This is a genomic window from Caballeronia sp. EK (genome assembly GCF_014384845.1).
In the GTDB taxonomy this organism is placed as follows: Bacteria; Pseudomonadota; Gammaproteobacteria; order Burkholderiales; family Burkholderiaceae; genus Caballeronia; species Caballeronia jiangsuensis.
The window spans coordinates 57,774-74,261 of the sequence record NZ_JACSUE010000002.1 but is presented as its reverse complement, the minus strand read 5'-3'; the positions used below and the strand labels follow the sequence as shown (position 1 = coordinate 74,261).

The window sequence follows — 16,488 nt, the reverse complement described above, 5'->3', positions numbered from 1 at the left end:
CCAACGAAAATGAGCGAAAAATGAGCGCGCGAATGACACGAATCATCCGAGGGTTCGGTGTCGTCTACACTGAAGAATCGGCGCTCACTGACGATCCCTCCCCATGCATAGCCGATTCACCGCGATCCTCACCGCCCTATCAGCCGCCGCGCTCTTCGGCGCGACCACGCCGATCGCCAAGGCGCTGCTCGGCCCGATGCCGCCGTTCATGGTCGCCGGCCTGTTCTATCTCGGCAGCGGCGTCGGCCTCGGCGCGATCCTGCTCGGCCGCGCGTTCTTGGGCGCGACAAACGAAGGCCTGCGCGCGCGGGAAATCGCGTGGCTCTTCGGCGCGATTGCGTTCGGCGGCGTCGCCGGGCCGGCGTTATTGATGCTCGGACTCACGAGTACGCCGGCCGCAACGAGTTCGCTTCTGCTCAATCTGGAAGGCGTGCTGACGGCGGCGATCGCGTGGATCGTGTTTCGGGAGAACGTGGATTTTTCCGTGTTTCTCGGCATGGCCGCGATCGTCGCGGGCGGCGTCGTGCTCGCCTGGCAGCCGGGCGCGGCGCACGCTACGACAGGCGCGCTGCTGATCGCGCTGGCGTGCCTGTGCTGGGCCATCGACAACAACCTGACGCGCAGAATCTCGACCGCCGACGCGATGCTGATCGCTTGCGCGAAGGGCCTCGTCGCGGGCGCGGTGAATCTCGGCATCGCGCTCGCGATGGGCGCGCATCTGCCCGCGCTGCACATCGTCGCCGGCGCGATGACGACTGGCTTCGGCGGCTACGGCGTAAGTCTCGTGTTGTTCGTGATCGCGCTGCGCGGTCTCGGAACGGCGCGCACGGGCGCGTACTTTTCGGTCGCGCCGGTCTTCGGCGTCGCGCTCTCGCTCGCGATGTGGCCGCAGACGCCGGGCGCGTCCTTCTGGATCGCCGCCGCGCTGATGACGCTCGGCGTATGGCTGCACGTACGCGAGCGCCACGAACACGTGCATACGCACGAGCCGCTCGAACATACGCATCGGCATGTGCATGACGAGCATCATCGGCATGTGCACGACTTTCCGTATTCCGGCGACGAGCCGCACACGCATCCGCACGTGCATCTGCCGATCACGCATTCACACGCGCATTTCCCCGACATTCATCACCGGCACGCGCACAAGCACGGCTAGAACACCTTGCCCGGATTGAGCAGCCCGTGCGGATCGAGCGATGCCTTGATCGCGCGCATCGACGCGATATCGGTTGCGCGGCGCGCGAGGTGCAGATAGTCGCGCTTCTTTATGCCGATGCCGTGCTCCGCCGATATCGAGCCTTCGAATTCGCGCGTGACGTCGTAGATGACGGCATCGATGTCGTCGTGGTCCTGCTTTCCCCTGCCGGGAAGGTCGACGACGATATGGATATTGCCGTCGCCCAGATGGCCGTACGTCATCACGATCGCATCGGGCCAGCGCGCGCGCAGACGCGCTTCGCATTGCGCGGCCGCCTCGCCGACCTGCGCGATCGAGAAACTCACGTCGTACGCCGCGTAGTTCGGGATGAAGCGATCGTATTCGCCGGGTGCGTCGCGGATCGCCCAGAAATCGCGCGCGTGCGCTTCGTTCGACGCGATCGCCGCATCGGTGACGGTGCCCGCTTCGAGCATGGCGCCGAGAAATTCCTCGAAGGCTTCGCCGTGCCGGACGGGATCGGTGCCGACGCTTTCCAGCAGCACGTAGAACGGATGCGCATCGGCGAGCGGCGCGCGCAGATTCCTGAGATTGGCGATAACCGTATCGTGATAGCCGGCCCACATCACCTCGAACGCGGACACGCCCGGCGCGAGACTCGCCTGCGCGCGCGTGAGCAGCGTGGTGACGGCGGCGAAATCCGGCAGCCCGCACCATGCGGTGGCGGTCGCCGTGGGCTTCGGGCGCAGACGCAATACGACGCGCGTGATCACCGCGAGCGTGCCTTCGCTGCCGATCAACAGGTGCCGCAAGTCGTAGCCGCTGTTGTTCTTGATCATCTTGTTCAAGCCGCCGACGATCTCGCCGCTCGCCAGCACGGCTTCGACGCCGAGCACCTGATCGCGCATCATGCCGTACTTGATGACGCGGTTGCCGCCCGCGTTCGTCGCGAGATTGCCGCCGATGGAGCAACTGCCGCGCGCGCCGAGATCGAGCGGAAAGTAGAAGCCCGCCGCGCTCGCCGCTTCCTGAACCACTTGCAGCGGCGTGCCGGCCTCGACGGTCATCGTCGCGGAGATGTCGTCGATCTCGATGATGCGGTTCATGCGATCGAGACTCAGCGCCACTTCGCCGCCGAGCAGATTCGCGCCGCCGACGAGCCCCGTGAGACCACCTTGCGTAACGACCGGCTGCTTGTACTTCGCGCAGATTGCGAGCGCCTGCGCGACTTCATCGGTGGAGCGCGGCCGGATGATCGCGAGCGGCGTCGCGCCGGGCAAGCCGCTCCAGTCCGCGACGCGCCTGTCTCCGAATTCGTCGGGCAACGCCACGACCTGCGCGCCGAGCGCTTCACGCAATGCCATTACTGCTTCGCTTGCCACCATGCGTCGTCTCCGTTCGTTGTTTCGCGTCGATGTCAGATGCGACAGTTTGAACCAAAACGCGCGAGAATTACCGGCAATCATCCGGGAGAAACGCGACGATGGAACGTGCAGACTACGAAAGCGCGCTGGCTCAACTGACGGGCGCGGCAGAACTGGTCGCGGCGGGCGTGAGCGGAGATCAACGCGCTCAGGCGTTCGAGATGCTGGCGTTTTTCCGGTTGCGTCAGGCACGCGCCGGCGAATCGCGTGCGCCGCTCACATCCGACGACGAACTCTTCAGGGACACCGCGATCGCCGCGCTCACGATGGCCGGCCGGAAGGAATTTCTCGCCGCGGCCGCGTTGCTCGAACAGGCGCGCGGACTGGCTCGGAGTTAGGTGTCGGCTGGAACTAGAACAACTCGGTGTCCAGCGGCAGCAGGTTGATCCACTTGACTGCCGTGCGCCGCTCGACGCCATCGTCATGGATGGACCGTATCATCACGCGCTGGCCGCGCGCCTCCCCGAGCACTTCAACGATCCTGTTGTGATATCGCGCAAGCGAGCCGCGTAACGGCTTGCGCTTCCTGCTGTTGCGGGGAGAAACTGCGGGCATTGGACGTGACAGCGATTTATGACGGCCACATCATAACGATGCTCACGCCCGCACTCAAATATTCAACCTCATTATTGTGAACCGCCACACCATGCGTCGAATCACTGTCCGGACTTCGCCCGTTCATGGCCGGGGCGTTTTCGCTCTCGCCGATCTGCCCATCGGCGCGCTGCTGCTCGAATACAAAGGCCAGCGTCTGTCGTGGAAGGAAGCGCAGCGCATGCACGCGAAATCGACTGCGGAAGACGGCCACACCTTCCTCTTCGGCCTCGATGACGGCAGTGTCATCGACGGCGCGCGCGGCGGCAATTCCGCGCGCTGGCTGAATCACAGTTGCGCGCCGAACTGCGAAGCGGAGCAGGACGGCGAGCGCGTGTTCATCCGCGCCATCCGGCCGATCGTGAAGGGGCAGGAGTTGTTCATCGACTATTGCCTGACCGTCGATGGCCGCCGCACCGCCGCGTTGAAGCGGCTCTATGCCTGCCGATGTCTCGCGTCGAGCTGCCGCGGAACGATGCTGTCGTCGCGCAAGTAGCGCTCGCGCTGCATCTCCGCGGGCTCGCGGTCCGTATCGTCGATCGAGGCGACATGGGTCGCGAGACCATCGGCATAGTCATGAATACGGCAAGTGAATCGCAAGGCGCAGTGCTATATTGCGCGACATACCCAGCCCGAAGCGCAGCCCGGCTCATTCTGCCCATGACGGACAACACCTCAGGCGGCACCGAGAACTTCGCCCCGGATTCCTCCGACGACGCCGGCCGGCTGCGTCGCGAGCGCGCCAACGAGATGCTCGCGAACGTGGCGAAGGGCGACGAGCGCGCGTTCGCCGAGTTGTATCGCGCGACATCGCCGCGCGTCTTCGGCGTGATCGTGCGCATGATCCACGATCGCGGCGAAGCGGAAGACATTCTCCAGGAAGTTTTCGCCACCGCATGGCGCCGCGCGGATACCTTCGATCCGGCGCGCGGCAGTGCGGTCACATGGCTCGTCACGCTCGGGCGCAATCGTACGATCGACCGCATGCGTCAGCATCGCGAGGAACTGCTCGGCGAGAACGACACGGCCGAGATCGCCGACGAATCTCCAACACCCGCCGTCGCCGCCGAATCCAGCCAGGAGCGGCTGCGGCTCGAACATTGTCTCGACAGGCTCGAACCGCAGCAGAAGAGCGCGATCCGCGAGGCCTTCTTCACCGGCGCGACGTATAGCGAACTGGCGCAACGGCTCGCCGTGCCGCTCGGCACGATGAAAAGCTGGATTCGCCGCAGCCTGATGCAACTCAAGACCTGCCTCGAACAATGAACACGCCCGCCCGCGATGACGACGATCAGCGCTGCGCCGAATACGCGCTCGGCGTGCTCGATGCGCAGGAACGCGCCGCGCTCGAAGCGGATGTGTCCCGCGATCCTGCATTGCAGCGCGCGCTCGACGACTGGCACCAACGGTTCGCGCCGCTCGCCGAAGACATCCGCGCGATCGCGCCGCCGGAGCGCGTATGGACGCGCATCCGCCGCGATCTGGGGTTCATGACCCCGCAAAGCGCGCCGGAGCATAAGCGCTGGTGGGACAGCCTGAACGTCTGGCGCTGGCTCACGATCGGCGCGAGCGTCGCCGCGCTGGTGCTGCTCGGCGTGACCTTCAACTTGCTGCGCCAGCCGCCGCAAGCGCCGCCGACGACCGCGGCCGTTCCTAACGAATATCTCGTCGCGACGATCGCGCGCAAGGACGGCCTCGTGCACTGGACCGCGACCGTCGACTTGCGGCGCGCGCGCATGGTCCTCGTGCCCGCGTCGCGTGCGGCGGTGCCCGCGAATCGCACGACGGAACTCTGGCTCATCCCGCCGAACGCGAAGCCGATCGCGCTCGGCGTCTTTCCTGCCGATCAGCCCGCGACGATGACACTGCCGCCGGAGATCGTCGCGCAGATGAACGCGCAGGCCGTACTCGCGGTATCGGATGAGCCGCCGGGCGGATCGCCGACCGGCGCGCCGACCGGCACGGTGCTCGCGACCGGCCAGATGCATTCGACCTGACGCTTGCTGTCTTCGTGCGCCGACTGCTGTCGGCGCATGTCCACTTTTCGTTCGACTCCATCACGCTGCATCCGCTCGCGTGCGGCATCCGTATTGCTCTGTGAACGCATGTTTGCGGAGCCGTCATGCCCGTCATCGTCACCATTCTTGTCGTCGTCATCGGTTTCGTGCTGGTGTTTTCCGTCGTGTGGCTCTGGCAGTTGCGCACGGAAAACGCCGGCATGGTCGATCCGGTCTGGGCCGCATCGCTTGGCGCGGCCGCGCTTTTCATCGCCGCTTGCGGAACCGGGGCGATGGTCAATCGCGTGTGCGTCGCGGCAGGCGGCGCCGTCTGGGGCGCGAGACTCGCGCAGCATCTGTGGCGGCGCAATCACGGCAAGCCTGAAGACCCTCGCTATCGCGCGTTTCGTGAGCGCTGGGGCGCGCAGGCCGCGCTCAACATGTTCGGGTTCTTCCAGTTGCAGGCATTCATTTCGATGCTGCTCGCCATCGCGTTCTTCGTGCCCGCCTACGCGGACGATGCGGCGAGTCCGCTGGGCGTCGCGGGATTCGTCGCGGTCTGGATCATCGCCGTCGCGGGCGAAGCCGCCGCCGACCGTCAACTGAAGCGCTTCGTCGCCGATCCCGCGCATCGCGGGAAAGTTTGCCGCGAAGGATGGTGGCGCTATTCGCGTCATCCGAACTACTTCTTCGAGTGCGTGCACTGGCTCGCCTACGCCGTGCTGTCGATCGAGCTGCCGTGGGGCTGGGCCACGCTCGCGCCGCCCGTGCTGATGGCCTGGCTGCTGCTGAAGGTATCGGGCATTCCGATTCTGGAAGCGCGTCTGGCCGAAACGCGCGACGGTTATCGGGACTACATGCGCACGACGAGCGCGCTGATTCCGTGGCCACGCAAACGCGTGTGAACAGAGGAACGATATGCCGATAAACATCACCGCCCACGAGACGCCCGCAACGCCGGCCGACATGCCCGCGCACGACGAGAGCCGGATCATTCGCGCGTGCGAGCGCGGCTTCGTGCCCGATGCGCTCGTGCGTGCCGGCATGCGCATGCTGATCCGCCAGCGTCTCACCGACGAACACGCGAACGACAACGCGCTGCGCATGGAGGCGTTCGAACGCCTGCTCGCCGAACTGCGCGCGAGCCCGATCGCGATCGACACGCAAGCCGCCAACGCCCAACACTATGAATTGCCCGACGCATTCTTCGAGGCGCATCTCGGACCGCGTCTGAAGTATTCGTGCGGCTTTTATCCGCTCGGCGACGAGTCATTGGCGCAGGCCGAACTCGCGATGCTCGAACGCTATGCGGAGCGCGCGCAACTCGCCGATGGCCAGCGCATTCTGGATCTCGGCTGCGGCTGGGGTTCGTTTGCGCTGTGGGCGGCGCAGCGTTATCCGCGCGCGCAGATCGTCGCGCTGTCGAATTCGCACGGGCAGCGCGCGTTCATCGAAGCGCGGGCGCGACAGCGCGGGCTCGGCAATGTGCGCGTCGTGACGGGCGATATCGTCGATTTCGAATTCGCGCGTGCGGAAGCGCCGTTCGATCGAATCGTCTCGATCGAGATGTTCGAGCACATGAAGCACTACGGCTTGCTGCTCGCGAAGATCGCGCGCTGGCTCGCCGATGACGGACGACTTTTTGTCCACCACTTCGCGCACAAGAAGCTTGCGTATCACTTCACGTCGCGCGATGGCGGCGACTGGATGTCGCGCTACTTCTTCACCGGCGGCACGATGCCTTCCGCCTCTTTGCTGCTGCATTTCCAGGACGATCTGCGCGCGACGCGTCAGTGGTGGATGAACGGCACGCACTATGCGCGTACCGCGAATCAATGGCTCGCAGCACTCGATGCCGCACGCGATACCGTCATGCCGATGCTCCACGACGTCTACGGCGATGCGGCCGCGATCTGGTTCCAGCGCTGGCGCATGTTCTACATGGCGGTCGCCGAACTATTCGGCTACGCGCGCGGCGGCGAATGGGGCGTCGCGCATTTTCTGTTCGAGAAGCGTCCGATGAAGGTGACGACATGAAAAATGTACATCGCGTGCTGGTCGTTGCGCTCGTGGCGGCGGGCGTCGTCGCGGCGCTGGCGAGTTGTTCGAGCCCGCCGAATCCGAATCCGCGCGCGGGCGAGCCGCTTCATACCGTGCCCGTCGATGTGCCGCGTTACATGGGGCGCTGGTATGTCATCGCGAACATCCCGTACTTCGCAGAACGCGACTTCGTCGGCACGCACGTCGAATGGTCGCTGCGCCCCGACGGCAAAATCGACGACGTCTTTCACGGCCGCAAGAACGGTTTCGACCAAGCGGAAACGACGCATCATTTCGTCGACACTGTGAAGCCCGGCAGCGATGGCGGCGAATGGAGCGTGCAACCGTTCTGGCCGGTTCACGTGACGCAACTCACGCTCTACGTCGATCCGGATTATCGCTACACGATCCTCGGCTATCCGAACAAGAAACTCGGCTGGATCTTCTCGCGCGAGCCGTCGATGAGCGACGACGTCTATCGCTCGCTACTGGCGCGCCTCGACGCGATGGGCTACGACATCGCACGTTTCCGTCGCGTGCCGCAATCGCCCGAACAGATCGGACAGCCCGGATTTCAGAGCCCCGGTCAGCGCGAGTGACGCGACGTCACGATGTCACGACACGCGCATGCATCCGCGCGCGCGTCCTTCTCGTATCTCTTGAAAACAGCCACGTCCATGTGGCGCGAGGAGACCTTTTGGCGCGAGGAGACCGCCCGGCATGAATGCATCGACAAAAGGAAGACAGCAGCGTATCGCGGTGATCGGCGCGGGGATCGCCGGTCTCGCGAGCGCGTATCTGCTCTCGCGCGCGCATCGCGTGACGCTGTTCGAAGCAGCCGATTATCTCGGCGGACACACGCATACCGTCGATGTCGCGCTCGATGGCATGCAGCATCCCGTCGATACGGGCTTTCTCGTGTTCAATGACCGCACGTATCCGAACCTCATCGCGCTCTTCGACGAGCTCGGCGTGCTCGCGCATCGGAGCGAGATGACGTTTTCCGTTTCGCTCGACGGCGGGCGCTTCGAATGGGCGGGCACGAATCTCAACACGGTGTTCGCGCAGCGGCGCAATCTGTTCTCGCCTTCGTTTCTCGGCATGCTGCGCGATATCCTGCGTTTCAATGCATCGGCGCACGCGCATCTGGAGCGCGTGAGCGTGAATCGCTGCTCGGTCGGCGAACTGCTCGTCGAAGGCGGTTACGGCGCGCCGTTTCAACGTCACTATCTTTTGCCGATGGCCGCGGCGATCTGGTCGAGCGCGGCGCACGATATCCTGCGCTTTCCCGCTGCGACGTTTCTGCGCTTCTGCCTGAATCACGCGCTCTTGCAGGTGAACCATCGGCCGCCGTGGAAGACAGTCGCGGGCGGGGCGCGCGAGTATGTGCGGCGCATCGCGGCGACGCTCGACGACGTGCGCACGCATACGCCCGCGCGAGGCGTTCGCCGCGACGACGAAGGCGTCACCGTGATGACCGACGATGCCGGTCCCGAGCGCTTCGATGCCGTCGTCTTCGCCACGCACGCTCCGACGAGCCTTCGCCTGCTCGACGACGCATCCGCCGAAGAACGCGCATTGCTCGGCGCCGTGCGCTATCAGGGCAATCGCGCGGTGCTGCATACGGATCGCGCGTTGCTGCCGCGCAGTCGCCGGGTGTGGTCGGCTTGGAACTATATCGGCGCACGCGCGGGGCTTGTGCGAGAAGCGGCCGAGCCGGTCTGCGTGAGCTATCTGCTCAACCAGCTCCAGCCCTTGCCTTTCAGGACGCCCGTGGTCCTGACGCTCAATCCCGTCGATGAACCCGCGCCCGGCACGGAGATCGGCCGCTACGAATACGAACATCCGCTCTTCGATCTTGCCGCCATCGACGCTCAGACGCGTCTGCCGCGCATTCAGGGCGCGCGCCGCACGTGGTACGCGGGCGCATGGACCGGCTACGGCTTTCACGAGGACGGACTCAAGTCGGCATTGCGCGTCGCGCGCGATTTCGGCGTGCAGCCGGCATGGGCGAAACCATGAAAACGGCGCAATGGCTGACGGGCCGCGTGATGCACGAACGGCTGCGCCCGACGCGGCATCGCTTCGAATATCCGATGAGCTACGTCTATTGCGACGTCGCGCAACTCGATGCGCTTCGACGCGCGTGGTTCGGCATCGACCGCATTCGGCCGCTCGCTCTTTTCAGGCGCGATTACGGTCCGCGCGACGATTGCGATCTCGATCTCTGGATGCGCTCGTGCCTGGCGCAAGCACGCATTCCCGCCGATGGCGAAATCCATCTGCTGACGATTCCGCGCGTGTTCGGCTACGCGTTCAATCCGGTGAGCTTCTGGTTCTGTCACGATCGCGCGGGCGCATTGCGCGCGCTTTACGCCGATGTGCGCAACACGTTCGGCGAGCATCGCGGCTACTTGCTGAGCGCTAAGGATCACGCACCGATCGCCGATGACACCGTGCTCGTCTGTCGCAAGACGCTGCACGTTTCGCCCTTTTGCGAGATCGCGGGCGATTACGCATTTCGCGTGCGGCGGCACGGCGATCGTCTGTCCGTCTCGATCGATTATCGCGATGGTGACGGCCTGCTGATTCGCACCGCGATCGGTCTCGCCGCGCGGCCGCTCACCGGCGCGCTCGTGTGGCGCGCGATGCTGCGCGCGCCGCTTTTCGCCGCGAGCGTCATCGTTCGCATTCACTGGCAGGCGCTGCGGTTATGGATGAAGCGCGTGCCCTTTCACGGCAAGCATCCACCGAACACCGCCAAATCCCGACCATGAACCTGTTGCGGTCCTTCTACGCATCATCGTCCATGCCGCTGTCGGCACGGATCTTTCTCGGCCTTCTGCGTCGCATCCGCATCGGACATCTGGTGCTCGTGACGCCGGACGGCGGCCGCGGCGTGTTCGGCGATCCGCTCATGCAGCCCGCCGCGCACCTTTCCATACACGACTGGCGCGCCTGCCGCGCGATTCTGCGTGCGGGGGACATCGGTTTTGCGGAGGCGTATCGCGATGGATGGATCGATACGCCCGATCCTTGCGCCCTGCTGCGGCTCGCGATCCGCAACGAGCCGGCGATCGGGCGCACCGTCGCGGGCGGGTTTTTCGCGCAGTGCTGGCACAACGTGCGGCATCGGTTGCGGATGAACACGCGCGCGGGCAGCCGACGCAACATTCACGCGCACTACGACATCGGCAATGCGTTCTATGCGCTCTGGCTCGATCCGACGTGGACGTATTCGAGCGCCTGGTTCGACGGCGACGCCGATCTTTCGCTCGAAGCCGCGCAGCATCGGAAGTATCAGCGCATCGTCGATACGCTCGGGCTGACCGCGGGCATGCGCGTGCTGGAGATCGGCTGCGGCTGGGGTGGCTTCGCGCGGCATGCGGCGCGTCTCGGGATTCGCGTGCACGGCGTGACGATCTCGTCGGAACAGCATGCGTTCGCTGTCGAGCGCATCGCGCGTGAAGGGCTGGACGGGCTCGTCGATATCGAGTTGCGCGATTATCGCGATCTGCACGGTCAGTACGATGCGGTGGTGTCGATCGAAATGTTCGAGGCGGTTGGGGAGCGGTTCTGGCCGACGTATTTCCGCACGCTGCGCCGGTGTCTGGCGCCGGGAGCGAAGGCGCTCGTGCAGTCGATCACTATCGAGGATGCGCGGTTTTCGGCTTATCGCGCGTCGAGTGATTTCATTCGGGAGACGATTTTTCCGGGGGGAATGCTGCCGAGTCCGGAGCGGTTCGTGCGTGCGGCTCGGCGGGCGGGGATGGGGGCGTGTGTGGCGCTGTCGTTTGGCGAGGACTATGCGCGGACGTTGCGATGTTGGCGTGGTGCTTTTGAAGCGCGTGTCGATGCGGTTCGTGCACTAGGGCTCGATGAGAGGTTTTTGCGGACCTGGGGGCTGTATCTGGCTTATTGTGAAGCGGCGTTCGAGGAAGGGCGGACGGGGGTTGTGCACTTCGTGGTGGGGCGGGAGATCAACTGAGGGCTCGACTCATTTCGTTCAGCGGCATATGTGTGATGCCGTCCAGGAGCCGAATCTCGCCAGCACTGGGTTCAGCAATGATATTGACCTCTTCGCGCGCTCTCTCAATGGCGCCGGGTAGTTCGGCCAGCGTCTTCTCGAGGTCCTTTTTTGCGCCCGACGCACGGATTCCGAGTTCTTCAGCGAACGCAAGCACGTTCGCACGCGACACCTCATCGAACCGCCTCGCGTTGCCAATGGGCATGGAAAGCTCCACGTGGGGCCAAGGCTCGCTGTGTTCATTGTAAGAAGGCGTGTTGTAGACCACCGTGCTCACAAGGTCATAGAAAGGCGCAAGAGCGAAGCCGCTCGCACGGGAGAAGAAAGAAACGTTCTTCAGATGGGCATCCGCATTACCGATGAGGATGTTGAACACAGTCCACCGGAAAAGTGCGAGTCGGGCAAGCGCCTTCGTGCCGAGCAGGGCCACGCACTCGGCAAGGGCCTTGGCGTTGGCGTTGTTGTACTTGAATGCCTTGTCCTTGTTGAGCAGCTGCGTCGCATCGAGCATGTGAACTCGTGACGCTGGCGTGCTCGCGGTGTCACGGTCAAATCGGTCGATGACGTAACAGGCCGAAGGCGCGCGCAGGAAATGCGTATGGGGCACGTTCAAGCCCAACTGGCGCGCCAGCCGCGCGCAGAAGAACTCGTTGATTGCCGAATGAGGATAGCCGGTCGTACGCATATCCGGCTTGAGCAAATGCATGGACGGCTGGGCGCCCACGGGCTCGAACAACTCGTGTTTGGGGTGCTTCCCCGTCAGGATGACGAGCAGCTTCTGTTGAGCGCCCGCGGCCGACATGCGCTTCGGCGAAGTCGCACTCAGCGCCAGTGTCGGCATTGCCTGAATGCGCTTTTCGAGTTCGTTGAGCGGCAGCGGAACCCGGTCACCTTTGGGCTCGATTTCGCCCTCAGCCATCAGCGAAAGCGCGCCCGCGGTTTCACGTCCGTAATAGGCGAGCAATCCCCATGCGTCGCTGGCGTCCATGGACGCTTCCTTCGCAAGCGCGTCACGCATAGCTTCTTCTGGAAGCAGGTTGTCGAAGAACCACTGCACGGGACGCTCTGACGAGCCATCGACGACGCGGACACTGTTCAGCGGAAAAGCCGGCGACAAGGGAAAGGCATCCTTTGCTGCGACCCAGTCGGGATCGTAGCCGAAGCTCCAAATACCGTTCTCATCAATCAGCGTACCGACGCGTCGCCCGTTGGAGTATGCAATCAAAGTTCGGGACGCCATGACTAGGTTGCCTCAGGTGGAGTGGTTCGGCGCGACCGGCGCCGCTTCATTGCGGCGTTGAGGCTTTCTTTCGTAAAAGTCGTGCCGGGCGTCTCCACATAGAAACGCATGCCGAGTTCGTTGAGCAACTGCAACACCTTCCCGACCTGAGCCGTTGATTTTCCTGACTCCACGTGAGTGATGAATTTGGGCGACAGGCCAGTCGCTGTTGCCAGCTCATCCCGCTTGAAGCCTTGTGCGATGCGCACGGCGCGCACGAGCGCACCCAATGCAACAACGTCGGTTATCTGGTCTCGATGGTCGGTCATCTCACTCTCCGTTCCCGCTCGGGAATATTATGCCACGACGCAAGCCATAGAAGCCCGTTTGGTATCCGCTCGGGAACGGGAATATGATTCTACGCAAGAAAATTGAGTTTCGTATCCGTTCGGAAACGAGGCAACTCGCGAGGCGCGTGCTAAGAATCCATCGTTCCCGCTCGGTAACCACGCCGCATCCTCCTCCTCTCGACATTCGAAAAGTCCAAAACCCCGCGCCCGTATCGTCACCCTTCAGAATCCTCCGCCCCTGCCGATAACACACCCAACCGTCACCCCGGCATCGCCGCCCCCCACAATGACTCGCGCCCCCTCCGCCCCCCCGCTCAAGGCCGCATTCCTGCGCCACGAAGACACCCTCGCGCCACCCGACCGCGCACTCGGCGAGGACGATCACGCCGTCTACCGCACGCTGCTCGAATCGACCAAAGCGATTCCATGGAAGATCGACTGGGCGACGATGGAATTTGCTTACATCGGACCGCAGATCGAGTCGCTGCTCGGCTGGGCCCCGTCATCGTGGAAAACGGTCCACGACTGGGCCGAGCGCATGCATCCGGACGATCGCGAAGCCGTCGTCACCTTCTGCGTCTCGCAATCCAAAGCCGGCACCGATCACGAGGCCGATTACCGCGCGCTCACCCGCGACGGCGGCTACGTGTGGCTGCGCGACGTCGTGCACGTCGAGCGCAACGAGAAAGGCGAGGTCGAGGCGCTGATCGGCTTCATGTTCGACATTAGCGAACGCAAGCGCACCGAAGAAAAGCTCGCGCAATTGCAGCAGGAACTGGAGCGCCTGTCGTTCAGCGACAGCCTGACGGGCGTCGGCAATCGCCGCCGCTTCGACGACGTGATGGCGCGCGAATGGGATGCCGCGAAGGAATCGGGCAGGCCGCTGTCGCTCGTCATGATCGATATCGACTTCTTCAAGTCGTACAACGACTATTACGGCCACGTTCAGGGCGACGAATGCCTGAAGCGCATCGCCGGCGTGCTCGGCGAAGCGGCCGGTCCGCAACACTTCCTCGGTCGCTTCGGCGGCGAGGAATTCGCGCTGATCCTCGCCGATACCGACGCCGAAGCCGCGATGCGCATCGCGGAGCGTTGCCGCGCGCTGATCGCCGAAAAAGCGATCCCGCACGTGCGCTCGCCGCATGATCAGCAAGTGACGGCGAGCTTCGGCGTGGGCACCGTCGTGCCCGGCGAACGCATGGACGTCACGGCATTCATCAATCTCACCGACGCGCAGTTGTATCAGGCGAAGGACAACGGCCGCAATCGCATCGCGGCCGTGGATCGCGCGGGCATGCGGGGTGAAACGTTCAAGGCGCAGACCCGCTGAGCGTCAGACGCGCCCCGTCACCGGAATCGCCGCGCCCGTGATGCATTGCGCATCGGGCGAAAGCAGGAACGCGATCACCGCGCCGAGTTCCTCCGGCTTCACCCAGCGGGAGAAATCGGCGTCGGGCATGTCGCGGCGATTCGGCGCGGTATCGATGATCGACGGCAACACCGCGTTCACCGTGACGCCCTTGTCCTTCAGTTCTTCCGCGAGCGCTTCGGTCAGGCGCAGCAGCGCCGCCTTCGATGCCGCATACGCGCCCATGCCCATGCCCGCTTTCATCGCCGCGAGCGCACCGATATTGACGATGCGCCCGCCCTCTTTCGCGCTCAATTGCGCGAGCGCCGCCTTCGATGCATTGAGCGCAGTCTTCACGTTGACGTCGAACATCGATTGCCAGGTGTCGACGCTGCCGTCCGCGATCGTTTCCCAGTTGAACGCGCCCGCAACGTTCACGAGCGCGTGCAGGCCGCCCGTCTGCTGAACGATGGTGTCGATGGCCTTCTGCGCCGACTTCGCATCCGTCAGATCGATGCCGGTGACGACGCACGCATCGGCGAGCGGCGCGGGCAACGCGTCCGATGGTCCTCCGTGGCCGATCAACGCGACGCGCGCACCGCGCCCGGCGAGCACGCGCGCCGTCGCGAGTCCCAGACTGCCGAAGCCGCCCGTGATGGCGACGATTCTTCCTTCCAGGCTGTTCATTGCGTGATCACTCCGTTCAATGGCGCCAGAAGAAGGATAGGACGGAACGTGGCGTGCGGCGAGCCGTTCAGCTCCCGTCATTCGGCCAGCGCCGATCCCGTCGCGCCGCCTTCGACAGTCGCACGGCCCGCGAGCAGCCAGACCGCCGCCGCGATCATCAGCGCGCATACGCCCGCCACGCCGAGCGATGCCGCGAAGCCGCTCGCGAAACTCTCCCGCGCGATCCGCATGATCGCCACGCCCTGCGGCCCGGCGAGGCTTCCGCCCGCATGCGCGAGATCGCCGGCGAGCAGGCGCGAGAGGAAGGTGGCATCGAGCACGCGTTGCGGATCGGCGAGGCTCGACGCGTGGGTATCGAGCGCGGCGTGCGTGCGCGTCGCGAGCACGGCGCCCAGCACGCCCACCGAAGTTACGATCGCGGTGAAGCGCGTCGTCGTGCTGATGCCCGAGGCCATGCCCGTTCGGTTCGGCGGCACGCAGGCCATGATCGCCTTCTGCGTATCGCCGTTGAGCACGCCCGCGCCGAGTCCCGTGACGATCATGCCGACCGCGATCATCCCGTAGCTCGACATGCCCGCGAAGAGCGCCGTCATCAGATTGCCCGCGCCGATGGTCGCGAGGCCGAGCGTCAAAAGCATCATCGGCGGGACACGCCTGCTCAGGGACGCGCCGATATGCGGACCGACGACCATCGCGATCGCGAACGGCAGCATGCCGAGACCCGCGCGCACCGCCGGCAGGCCGAACGCGTTCTGCAAGTAGAGCGGCAGGAAGGTCATCATCACTTGCGCGCACGCCGCGTAGCCGAACATCGCGAGCACGGCGGCGACGAAGCGCGGCTGGCGGAACAGCGCGAGGTCGATCATCGCGTGCGCACGCGAGCGCTGCACCCGCACGAAAACGATGAAAAGCACCACGCACGCGGCGAGGCGCGCGACGGTGCGCCAGTCCGTCCAGCCGTCGGCCTGCGCGTCGATCAGCGCCCAGATGCCGAGCGCGAGCGCGGCGGCAAAGAGCGCGCTGCCGGCGAGATCGAGCGATCCCGCGTGTGGATTGCGCGATTCGCGCATGCCGCGCCAGGCGCATGCCGCGAGCAGCGCGCAGATCGGCAGATTCATCAGGAAGATCCAGCGCCAGCCCGCCCATTGCGTGATGACACCGCCGACGAGCGGCGCGATGGTCGTCGATACGCCCATGCACGTGCCCCACACCGCCCACGCGCGAGCACGCGCCGCGCCTTCGTGAAACGTGTTAGCGATGATCGCGAGCGCGGACGTCAGCAGCATCGCCGCGCCGAGGCCTTTCGCCGCGCGCGCGAGGTTCAGCGCCAGCGCGGACGGCGCGAGCCCGCAACCGAGCGACGCCAGAGAGAACACGGCGAGGCCCGCGATCAGCATTTTCTTGCGGCCGATGCGGTCGGCGAGCGCGCCCGCGGGCAGCAGGCACGCGGCGAACGCGACCATGTACGCGCTCACGACCCATTCGACATCGGCGAAACCGGCGTGAAAATCGCGTGCGATGGACGGCAGCGCCACCGCGACGACGTTCGTGTCGAGCGTGATCAGCGCACACGTCGCGGACGCGGTGAGCAGGACAAAGCGGTTCCCGGATGTGTTCGACATGGCATGCGCGATGAAAGCGAA

At 64.8% G+C, this 16,488-nt stretch carries 17 protein-coding genes; 12 read left to right on the top strand and 5 right to left on the bottom strand.

The annotated features are described in order from the left end of the window. Positions 1–103: 103 nt before the first annotated feature. A complete protein-coding gene (locus tag IAG25_RS04740; RefSeq protein ID WP_187603809.1) occupies positions 104–1,159 on the top strand; it encodes a DMT family transporter in 1,056 nt (351 codons plus the stop codon). Here IAG25_RS04740 and IAG25_RS04735 read toward each other — a convergent pair. Beyond that, complete coding sequence (locus IAG25_RS04735; protein WP_187603808.1) at positions 1,156–2,544, bottom strand: FAD-binding oxidoreductase; 1,389 nt, start codon at positions 2,542–2,544, stop codon at positions 1,156–1,158. The two genes, IAG25_RS04740 and IAG25_RS04735, sit on opposite strands and share 4 nt — an antisense overlap. 98 nt (positions 2,545–2,642) lie before the next feature. Here IAG25_RS04735 and IAG25_RS04730 point away from each other — a divergent pair, with 98 nt between their 5' ends. From IAG25_RS04730 to IAG25_RS04680, 10 genes are all read left to right on the top strand, one after another. Continuing rightward, the gene (locus IAG25_RS04730) at positions 2,643–2,921 is read left to right on the top strand and encodes a hypothetical protein (protein WP_187603807.1); all 279 of its coding nucleotides are present in this window, start codon (positions 2,643–2,645) and stop codon (positions 2,919–2,921) included. Positions 2,922–3,229: 308 nt separating this feature from the next. Then, entirely contained in the window at positions 3,230–3,673 is a 444-nt protein-coding gene (locus tag IAG25_RS04720) for an SET domain-containing protein (protein ID WP_187603806.1), read from the top strand. A 164-nt stretch (positions 3,674–3,837) separates the two neighbouring features. Beyond that, positions 3,838–4,443, top strand: coding sequence for a sigma-70 family RNA polymerase sigma factor (locus IAG25_RS04715; RefSeq protein WP_187603805.1), 606 nt, complete (start codon positions 3,838–3,840; stop codon positions 4,441–4,443). Beyond that, positions 4,440–5,174 (top strand): anti-sigma factor, encoded by a 735-nt coding sequence (locus tag IAG25_RS04710; RefSeq protein ID WP_187603804.1) that lies wholly within the window; start codon positions 4,440–4,442, stop codon positions 5,172–5,174. Before IAG25_RS04715 ends, IAG25_RS04710 begins: the two co-directional genes overlap by 4 nt. A gap of 125 nt (positions 5,175–5,299) precedes the next feature. Further along, entirely contained in the window at positions 5,300–6,079 is a 780-nt protein-coding gene (locus IAG25_RS04705; RefSeq protein WP_187603803.1) for a DUF1295 domain-containing protein, read from the top strand. Positions 6,080–6,140: 61 nt separating this feature from the next. Continuing rightward, positions 6,141–7,211 (top strand): SAM-dependent methyltransferase, encoded by a 1,071-nt coding sequence (locus tag IAG25_RS04700; protein WP_375336504.1) that lies wholly within the window; start codon positions 6,141–6,143, stop codon positions 7,209–7,211. After that, positions 7,208–7,813 carry a lipocalin family protein gene (locus tag IAG25_RS04695; protein WP_187603801.1) on the top strand — a complete coding sequence of 202 codons (606 nt, stop codon included), beginning with the start codon at positions 7,208–7,210 and terminating at the stop codon, positions 7,811–7,813. The genes IAG25_RS04700 and IAG25_RS04695 overlap by 4 nt, the downstream gene beginning before the upstream one ends. 121 nt (positions 7,814–7,934) lie before the next feature. Next, on the top strand, positions 7,935–9,236 hold the full coding sequence (locus IAG25_RS04690; RefSeq protein ID WP_187603800.1) for an NAD(P)/FAD-dependent oxidoreductase: 1,302 nt from the start codon (positions 7,935–7,937) through the stop codon (positions 9,234–9,236). Continuing rightward, a complete protein-coding gene (locus IAG25_RS04685) occupies positions 9,233–9,991 on the top strand; it encodes a DUF1365 domain-containing protein (protein ID WP_255503536.1) in 759 nt (252 codons plus the stop codon). The genes IAG25_RS04690 and IAG25_RS04685 overlap by 4 nt, the downstream gene beginning before the upstream one ends. Continuing rightward, entirely contained in the window at positions 9,988–11,202 is a 1,215-nt protein-coding gene (locus IAG25_RS04680; protein ID WP_187603798.1) for an SAM-dependent methyltransferase, read from the top strand. Before IAG25_RS04685 ends, IAG25_RS04680 begins: the two co-directional genes overlap by 4 nt. On the opposite strand, the gene IAG25_RS04675 is transcribed toward IAG25_RS04680, so the two are convergent. Both IAG25_RS04675 and IAG25_RS04670 read right to left on the bottom strand, forming a co-directional pair. Continuing rightward, complete coding sequence (locus IAG25_RS04675) at positions 11,195–12,481, bottom strand: HipA domain-containing protein (protein WP_187603797.1); 1,287 nt, start codon at positions 12,479–12,481, stop codon at positions 11,195–11,197. The genes IAG25_RS04680 and IAG25_RS04675 overlap by 8 nt on opposite strands. Positions 12,482–12,483: 2 nt before the next feature. Next, on the bottom strand, positions 12,484–12,789 hold the full coding sequence (locus IAG25_RS04670; protein WP_187603796.1) for a helix-turn-helix domain-containing protein: 306 nt from the start codon (positions 12,787–12,789) through the stop codon (positions 12,484–12,486). Positions 12,790–13,096: 307 nt separating this feature from the next. Between IAG25_RS04670 and IAG25_RS04665 the strand changes: the two genes are divergently transcribed. Beyond that, positions 13,097–14,140: a sensor domain-containing diguanylate cyclase gene (locus IAG25_RS04665; protein ID WP_187603795.1), complete on the top strand. Its 1,044-nt coding sequence runs from the start codon at positions 13,097–13,099 to the stop codon at positions 14,138–14,140. Positions 14,141–14,143: 3 nt separating this feature from the next. Here IAG25_RS04665 and IAG25_RS04660 read toward each other — a convergent pair whose 3' ends face one another. Further along, positions 14,144–14,845: an SDR family NAD(P)-dependent oxidoreductase gene (locus tag IAG25_RS04660; protein ID WP_187603794.1), complete on the bottom strand. Its 702-nt coding sequence runs from the start codon at positions 14,843–14,845 to the stop codon at positions 14,144–14,146. Between the two features lie 77 nt (positions 14,846–14,922). Continuing rightward, entirely contained in the window at positions 14,923–16,467 is a 1,545-nt protein-coding gene (locus IAG25_RS04655; RefSeq protein ID WP_187603793.1) for an MFS transporter, read from the bottom strand. Between the last annotated feature and the right edge of the window lie 21 nt (positions 16,468–16,488).